This is a genomic window from Paenibacillus sp. LC231, from assembly GCF_001860525.1.
Classification (GTDB): Bacteria; Bacillota; Bacilli; order Paenibacillales; family Paenibacillaceae; genus Paenibacillus_AQ.
In genome coordinates, this window is sequence record NZ_JFOM01000015.1 from 647,579 (window position 1) to 657,321 (window position 9,743).

The 9,743-nt window shown below is 49.1% G+C and carries 1 protein-coding gene; it reads left to right on the forward strand.

Going from position 1 to position 9,743, the window contains the following annotated elements:
- The first annotated feature begins 17 nt into the window (after positions 1 to 17).
- On the forward strand, positions 18 to 9,728 hold the full coding sequence (locus AK95_RS13120; RefSeq protein WP_071220385.1) for an SDR family NAD(P)-dependent oxidoreductase: 9,711 nt from the start codon (positions 18 to 20) through the stop codon (positions 9,726 to 9,728).
- Positions 9,729 to 9,743 lie beyond the last annotated feature (15 nt).

Genomic DNA, 9,743 nt, shown 5'->3' on the forward strand with positions numbered 1-9,743 from the left:
TGAGGTGTACCATATAAATGAAAAATGAAATCGCGATTATCGGTATAGCTTGCCGGTTTCCGGGAGCACAGAACTATGAAGAGTTCTGGGACAATCTGAAAGAAGGCCGTTCAAGCATTCAGGAGATTCCCAAGGAGCGCTGGGATTGGAAGGAGTATTGGGGCGATCCGCAGGCTGACAACAAGAGTAACAGCAAGTGGGGCGGCTTTATTCAAGATGCAGACGCCTTTGATCCGGGCTTTTTCGGCCTTTCGGCAAGGGAAGTAGAAGCGACCGATCCCCAGCAGCGGATCATGCTGGAATTATCATGGTCCTGTTTAGAAGACGCCGGGATCCTTCCTTCCCAGATATCAGGGGATAAAATCGGCGTATACATGGGGGTTTTTAATTTTGATTATAAAGGGTTACAAGAGCAGGCGAACCAGATAATTGAAACCTATCATTCCATAGGAACGGCATCTGCCGTCATAGCGAACCGAATCTCCCATTTCTTTAACTTGAAAGGTCCGAGCTTTCCGATAGACACAGCATGCTCAAGTTCCTTTAACGCGATTCATTCGGCGGCCCAGTCCATACTTCTCGGGGAAAGCAATATGGCTCTCGCAGGAGGGATCAGCCTTATTCTTACCCCCTCACGTCATATCTCCTTTTCCAAAGCAGGGATGCTGTCCCCGACCGGCTCATGCAAAACCTTCGACGATAGTGCAGATGGCTATGTGCGCAGTGAAGGGGCCGGGGTCGTGTTGATGAAACCCTTAGAACAAGCCCTTGAAGATGGGGACTCCATCTATGGCGTCTTAAAGGGAACTGCCGTGAACCATAGTGGAAGAACCCATACACTTACTTATCCCAACCCTGAAGCCCAGGCAGATGTTATAGCTGAGGCCCATAAGAAAGCGGACATCCCCGTGGAAAGCATCAGTTATATTGAAGCTCATGGGACGGGAACTCCAAAAGGAGATCCGATGGAGTTTCAAGGATTGCTAAAAGCTTTTCAACTACGATCAAAAAAGGATCAAATGCTTTCCAATAATTATTGCGGCCTGGGTTCAGTGAAAACAAATATCGGGCATTTGGAATCTGCCGCTGGGATTGCCGGACTAATCAAGGTCCTGATGTCCATGAAGCATAAACAGCTGCCTGGACTGCAAAATTTCAAAACATTGAATCACCGTATTTCAATGGAAGGAAGTCCGTTCTACATGGTAGACAAGCTGCAGGAGTGGAAGCTTCTGGAGGGGGAAGATGGACAGAGCTTTCCGAGACGTGCAGGTATTAGTTCTTTCGGGTTCGGAGGAACGAATGCGCATATCGTCCTCGAAGAAGCACCCGCGTTAAAGAAAAAAAACGCCAAGAAGCTTCCCTATTACCTGATCTGCTTATCTGCTAAAACAGAAGAATCATTGCGGCAGGGGGAGCGGAATCTAGCACAGTGGATCGATAGGAATGGGCGTGGGATCAGCCTGACGGATGTAAGCGCAACTCTCTTGCTCCAGCGGGAGCATTTCGGAATAAGATCTGCCTATGTGGTTAAGGATGTGCAGGAACTTCGGGAGAAATTAAATCAGGTGTTAGAGAATAGTAAACCGGATGGCTATTGTAAAGATCAAATTCCGTTAATCGGGAAGAAGCAAGAGCCGCTCCTTGAACATCTGGGTAAAGTGTTAATAACAGAATTACAGTCCCTCCGGAGGAGCGATGTACAGGAATACGGCAGCAAATTGGAGGCATTAGCAGAATTATATGTAAAAGGACAGGAAGTGGATTGGAAGGCCATATTTCCGAAAGGAAGGATACAGCATGTGCATTTGCCCACCTATCCTTTTGCAAGGGAGCGGTATTGGATCCCAGTGGAAGGGGTCTCGGATCAGGCTGTTACAGCTGAGAGGGCTGAGACCTCCTATGTTCATCCGCTGCTGCATCAGAATACATCCGATTTTTCAGAACAACGCTACAGTTCTACCTTTACGGGTGCAGAGTTTTTCTTGAGGGACCATCTTGTGAAGGGTCGCCAGGTGCTGCCGGGCGTAGCGTACCTCGAAATGGCACGGGAAGCGGTTGAAAAGGCATCCGTGATTTCATCTAATGCTGATTCAGCAATTCGTCTTCAACATGTGGTGTGGGCCAAGCCGGTCATCGTTGGGAAACATCCGGTTCAAGTCCATATTGCGCTTGTTCCAGGCGAAAACGGTGACGTTAGCTATGAAGTTTACAGCCAAACAGAAAAGGGACGCGGGGAATCGATTATACACAGCCAGGGTTATGCTCAGATTTACACAGATCTGGATGGCGAAACGACCCGCGTGAATATGGATCGATTGAAGGGACAACTAACCAGGGCAAACGATACGGTGAAGTATTTTTATGAGACTTTTCTGCGCTTGGGAATCCATTATGGTCCAGCCCACCAAGGGATTGAAGAGGTATACAGCGGAGGTGGCCGTGTACTGGTCAAGCTGGTGTTACCCTCCTTGATCGAGAGTACAGCAGATCGATATATTCTGCATCCCAGCCTGCTGGATTCGGCTTTACAAGCCGCAATGATTCTGATGCTTGGTTCGGAGAAGCAAGGCACTTCCAACGGTAAAGTTTCATCACGGCTTTTTCTCCCGTTTGCACTTGAACAACTCGATGTGTTACAGAGATGCTCTTCAGTCATGTGGGCACATGTTCAATACAGCGATCAAACTACCCCTGGAGGACAGTCAAAGAAAGTGGATATTGACCTGTTTGATGAGCAAGGAACGTTATGTGTGAGGATGAGAGAATTATCCTGGAGAGAACGAAGTGAAGAGGAAAGCTTGCTCCAATCGCAGACGGATTCGGACACGCTCATGATGCACCCCATTTGGAAAGAACAGGATATTTCCAGGGATATGAAATACGCGAACGATCAAGACTATTGTATCGTGCTATGCGAAATGGACGACGTGGTGAAGAAGCGCATGGAAACCGATGTTGACGGGGCACGTATTCTATCCTTGCAATCCAACCGGAACGGGATGAAGGAGCGGTTTCATGACTACTCGGTAAAGCTGTTAGAGGAACTTCAAAGCATTCTTAAAGGCGGAACGAGGACAAAAGCGTTTATGCAAGTCGTATTCTCCAGGCAAGGAGATCAGCAGCTAATGTCCGGTTTGGCGGGACTTCTTAAGACGGCCAGACTCGAGAATCCAAAACTCGCGGCCCAGATGATTGAGGTCGATTCGGGAGAAACACCAGAAGAGCTTGCATTCAAGCTGAAAAGCAATCTTCACACCCGGGATTTCCATATTCGGTACGAGGCAGGGAAGCGATTGGTCAAAGGCTGGGATACGGTTGAAGCTTTGCAGGCAGAAGTTAGCCATCCGTGGAAAGACACAGGGACGTACTTGATCACGGGTGGGATGGGCGGTCTCGGTCTCATCTTTGCCAATGAGATTGCCAAACACTCGAAGGGTGCGACGTTGATTCTAACCGGCCGTTCTGCGCTCAGCAACGAGATGGTGACTCAACTGGAGGAAATAAGAGTACGTGGAGTACGAGTGGAATACATGCAGGCAGATGTCACGAGTAGCAAGGAAGTAGATGACCTAATCCAGCGTGTTACAGCTGAGTTTGGTGGTCTTAATGGAATCATTCATAGCGCTGGAGTGATTAAAGACAGTCTCATTCTTAACAAAACTGTCGAGGACCTGCAGGCTGTATTGGCACCGAAAGTGGAAGGGATCGTAAATTTGGATCAAGCGAGCAAGGAATTGAGGCTTGATCTATTTGTCGTTTTTTCATCGATCTTCGGCGTCGTGGGCAACCCGGGTCAGGCGGACTATTGCTCGGCTAATGCCTTTATGGATGCTTATGTCACGTACCGAAACGAGCTTGTGCGTTCGAAGGAGCGAAGCGGGCACACCCTGTCCATGAATTGGCCATTATGGAAAGACGGCGGGATGCACGTCGATGAAAAGACCGAACAGATGATGATGCAGCAGTTAGGCATGGCGGCTATCGATACAGACTCGGCTGTCCTTGCTTTCTATCAAGCGTGGGCTTCCCGTAAAGATCAGGTTCTGGTCATGGAAGGTGATTTGGAGCATTTTCATACAAAACTAACAGAAAAACAGATTGTGGAAGATACGCCAATTGAGGCGAATCAAGGGATAGGACATGAAGATCATGAGCCCTTCCCGGGTATGAGCGAGGACGATTTTACCGAAAAAGCAGTTAGCTTCGTGAAAAAACAAATCTCGACCGTGTTGAAGCTGCCCGTACAGCGCATTGAAACGGATGCCCCGATGGAGCATTACGGCATTGATTCCATCATGACCACCCAATTGACGAATGAATTGGAGAAAACGTTTGGCTCGCTGTCCAAAACGTTGTTTTTTGAATACCAGAATATCCGGGAATTGACCGGGTATTTCATTAAATCCTACCGTGATAAGTTGGTGAGCGTGCTGGGAGAGGGTTTGTCTGCAGAACCCCTAGTTCAGCTAGCCGCGCCTTCCGCTTCAACGAAAGGGCCGGATGTATCTCATCCTGCAAGCCTTAGACGTTCGCGTTTTGTGCAGCCAACCATGAAGCAACCGGATGAACATGCAACCCAGGCGATGGATATTGCCATTATTGGGATGTCCGGGCGTTATCCCGGCGCCGATAATATTCGGCAGTTCTGGGACGTACTGAAGAATGGCAAGGATTGCATTACGGAAATACCGAACGATCGCTGGGATTACAATTTATATTATGACGAGGATCGCAACAAACCAGGAACAGCCAACAGTAAATGGGGGGGATTTATCAGAGGGGTCGATCGATTTGATCCCTTGTTTTTTAATATATCCCCTCGGGAAGCGGAGATGATGGATCCGCAAGAACGCCTGTTTCTGCAATGTGTCTATGAAACCCTTGAAGATGCGGGATATACCCGGGAAACCCTGGGTTTATACAGCGATTTTGGCTTGGAAGGCAGTGTAGGCGTTTATGTCGGTGCCATGTATCAGGAATATCAGCTCTATGGTGCTCAGGAGCAAGCAAGGGGCAATCCCCTGGCACTACCCGGACTGCCGGCATCCATTGCCAATCGGGTATCTTACTTCTTTAACTTCCATGGCCCAAGTATGACCATAGATACGATGTGTTCTTCATCCTTGACGGCCGTTCATCTGGCTTGTCAAAGCTTGCTGAGGAGAGAATGCAAGGTATCGATCGCGGGCGGGGTTAATGTCTCGATTCACCCCAATAAATATCTGTATCTGTCACAGGGGAAGTTTATTTCCAGCAGAGGAAGATGTGAGAGTTTTGGCGAGGGAGGAGAAGGATACGTGCCTGGTGAGGGAGTGGGAGCCGTTCTTCTTAAACCGCTGTCCCATGCCATTGAGGATCGGGACCAAATTTATGGAATTATTAAGGCGACTGCAATCAATCATGGGGGGAAGACCAACGGATACACGGTACCCAATCCCAAAGCCCAGTCAAGCGTAATTGGGCGAGCTCTCAAGAAGGCGGGGATTGAGCCGCGTGCGATCAGCTATATGGAGGCGCACGGAACGGGAACCTCGCTGGGGGATCCGATTGAAATTACGGGATTACACAACATCTTTCAGGAATATACAGGGGATAAGCAGTTTTGTGCGCTCGGTTCTGCTAAATCGAATATTGGGCATTGTGAGAGTGCGGCTGGAATCGCAGGCTTGACCAAAGTCCTGCTTCAGCTTAAATATAAGCAGCTGGCGCCTTCATTGCATTCGCGAGTTCTGAACCCAAACATCGACTTTAGCCAGACTCCATTTATTGTTCAGCAAGAGCTCGCGGAGTGGAAAAGACCTGTCCTCGAGCTGAATGGAGTAATGAAGGAGTACCCAAGAATTGCAGGCATATCGTCCTTTGGTGCGGGAGGGTCCAATGCCCACATCATCATTGAGGAGTACATCCCTGGAGACAAAGAGTCTCCTCCCATCATCCGGGAAGGGCTCAATCCGGTCATCATTGTGCTGTCGGGCAAGAGCGAAGAACAGCTGAGGTTACAGGCGCAGCGTCTTCTCGCGGATATCAGCGACCAACCGCTTGAAGAATTCAGCCTGATTGACATGGCTTACACTCTACAAGCAGGACGGGAAGCCATGGAGGAACGATTGGCTGTGATTGTATCCACGATGAAAGAGCTGAGCGAGAAACTAAAGGAATATATCCAAGGCCGCGATCATGTGGACGGTATCTATTATGGTCAGGTTAAACGGAACAAAGAAGCGTTAGCTGTATTTGCAAGAGACGAAGAGCTGCAGGAAGCCATTGCTAAATGGATTCAGCGTAGAAAATATGACAAGCTCGCAAGTCTCTGGGTTAAAGGTTTGGATGTGGAATGGAGCCGGCTTTACGGGGATACGAAGCCACGTCGAATCAGCCTGCCAACCTATCCGTTTTCCGAAGACCGCTACTGGGTTCCCGAACCGAGTAACGGTCAGGCGTGGAGTAATCCGGAGCCGAAGCGAGAACGGGCCGTCCCTAACCAGAAAAAAAGTCCAGTTGAACGTAACGTGTGCTATTTGAATAAAAAGTGGGAACTGGCTGCCATAGATGGTTCTGCTGACCGAAACATGTCCGTAACGAATGCCATTGCGATATTGACTACGCAGGAAACGATGGAATTAGCTATGCACATATCCAGCTACTTTAAGAGCGGCCGGATCATTGATATTCAGGATATGGCACGCGAGTTTCATCAGACTGAACAGGTTTGGAAGCAATATGGCGGATGTATCGACGTTGTAGGCTGCGGCTTGAATACAACAGGGCTGACCGGATGGATACCCTGGCTCCAGAAATGGATTGAGCATGCTGACGCAGACGGCCTGACACTGCTTGGGGTAACGAAATGCCTGGAGTCATTCCAGAATGCTGAAGTCAACATGTCCGGTGCCGAACGCGCCGGACTGTACAGAATGCTGCAAAGTGAATACAGCCGCCTGAACTCCCGGCATGTGGATGTGGATGCTGAGACGGATGTTCAGATCATTGCTGAACAGATCGTTAGCGAATATGCTGCTGAAAGTCGGGACACGGAAATCTGTTACCGGAGCGGTAAGCGATATCGGGCTTCGCTGGAAGAATTACAGGGGATACATCCCGATCAAGAAGCGTTCGCTTTCCCCGAGGACCATGTGCTTTGGATTACAGGAGGAACAAGGGGGATCGGTTACCTATGCGCCAGACATTTTGTACAGAAATATGGCGTTAGGAAGCTGGTTCTGACCGGACAGGAGATATTGCCTTCACGTGAAGAATGGAGTTTCTATAAAGGGCAAAATACGCCGATAGCACAGAAAATTCAGGCGATTCAGGTATTGGAAGAACTTCAGGCAGAAGTGAAAATCTTGTCGGTCTCATTATCGGATGAGCAGGCTGTTCGGCAGAGCATGGAGTCGGTCAAAAGGTTGATGGGGCCAATCGGAGGCGTTATTCATTGTGCGGGACGAATGGATACCCATAACCCAGCGTTTATTAGAAAGCCCGTTGAAGGAATCGAGCAAGTATTTGAACCGAAAGTATCTGGCCTTCGGGTACTCTACGAGTGCTTCCGAAATGAATCTTTAACGTTCTTTCTGCTCTTCTCATCGGTTTCGTCCACGATTCCTGCTTTAGCTTCCGGACAGAGTGATTATGGAATGGCGAATGCCTATATGGACTATTTTGCGGAGAGAGCAAAACATACGGTACCCATTACCAGCATTCAGTGGCCTAGCTGGAAAGAGGCGGGAATGGGCGAAGTGAGAAGCAGAGCTTATGAGCAGACGGGTTTGTTGAGCATAACCAATGAAGAGGGCTTACAGCTGTTGGATCAGATTCTTTCCAACCGAATACAATCAGTGGTTTTACCGGCGGTGGTCAATCCCGAATTATGGAATCCCGGCAAGCTTATGCAGATTGCCAGCGAGGGGAGCCTGCAAGGCAGGATGAGGCAAAGCGGGCCAAAGCCGGAGTCCAATTCGAACAAGAGTCCCAAATGCTTGTTGAATCAGACGCAAGCATGGCTTACGGAGCTGCTGGCTGAAGAATTGAAAATTACTGTTTCGAAACTGGAGCCCGATATAGCATTCCAAGATTATGGAGTAGATTCAATCATGATCGCTCAATTGCTTCGCCGAATTAATCAGCTGGCCGGATTGGATTTGGAGCCTACCCTGCTATTTGAATATCCGACCATAGAATCATTGGCCGGATGGATGATCCATGCTCATTCTGCTGCGGTATCGCAGGTGCTGGAGACTTCGAATATTGAAGAATCCATGTCGGAAGTAAAGGTATCATCCCCTCGGGCGCCGATGGCTTCGTTAGAAAGCGGCGCGTCAAGGAAAGGACTTCAAGGCAAACCTGCCACGGATATAGCGGTGGTTGGATTGTCATGCCGATTCCCTGGTGCCGATTCACTTGAGGACTATTGGAGGATATTGTCCGAAGGGAAATCGGCCATTCGGCAGGTTCCGTATGAACGGTGGGGGCACTCCACCCCATATTACGCTGGCATACTGGATGATATCTCAAGCTTTGATCCGTCATTTTTCCTGATCCCGCATGAAGATGCCAGAGCCATGGATCCGCAGGCGCTGTTGGTGCTGGAAGAAAGTCTGAAGCTGATATGTCATGCCGGTTATTCGCGACAAGAGTTAAAGGGCAAGTCGATGGGGGTCTATATTGGAGCCAGAACGCAGCATCAACCGGAGGAATCCGACCTATTCCAAGCGCGTAATCCCATTGTGGCGATTGGTCAGAACTATCTGGCCGCCAATATTTCGCATTTCCTTGACCTTCGCGGTCCAAGCGTTGTAATGGATACGGCATGTTCTTCGGCGCTGGTAGCGATGAACATGGCGGTACAAGCTCTGCGAGCAGGTGATATCGATTCGGCGATTGTCGGAGGCGCTAGTCTGCTAACCACTGACCGTGCACACAAGATTTTTGCAAAGCGCGGGATTTTAAGTCCGGTGCAGGACTTCCATATGTTTGACAAACGAGCTGAAGGTATCGTGCTGGGAGAAGGCGCAGGTATGGTTCTCTTGAAGACGGTGGAGCAAGCTCTTGCTGATGGCGATCAAATCTATGCTGTCATTAAGGGCTTGGCGGTTAATAATGACGGACGAACGGCGGGGCCGTCAACTCCGAATATTCAAGCGCAAAGGGAAGTATTACAGACTGCCTTGCGCAAGAGTGGAAGGCAGCCCGAGGAGATCCGTTATATTGAAACGAATGGCTCGGGTACCACGGTGACCGATTTGCTGGAGCTTAAAGCGATTCAGTCGATTTATCGGGAATCGAGCACGGTTCCGTTGGGGCTGGGATCGATGAAACCTAATATCGGACATCCACTTTGTGCAGAAGGCATTGCCAGCTTTATTAAAGTGGTGTTAATGCTGCATCACGGGCAATTCGTTCCTTTTTTATCTGGCGGAGAAGCCATGGTTCACTATGATATGGAATCATCCCCGTTCTATTTTAGCAGAGAAAAAACCGAGTGGACGCATACATCGAGAGTGGCGGCAATTAACTGTTTTGCGGACGGAGGAACTAATGCTCATGTGATCCTAGAGGATGGCACAGATGAGTCACTTCAACGTGATCGAAGGCAGCCTTTACCGGTTCCGGTTTTAAATAGGCGGCAGTTATGGGAGACACAAACTCATTCTAAAATCGGATCAAGCGGCAGTAAAACAGCAGCAAACGTTCCGCAGGGCATTTTTTGGGAAAATTTCGACTAGGAGGGAGTAAACGTG

Bases quoted from the DNA above. Each gene is read 5' to 3' on its own strand.
- AK95_RS13120 (WP_071220385.1), top strand. From the start codon at position 18: ATGAAAAATGAAATCGCGATTATCGGTATAGCTTGCCGGTTTCCGGGA.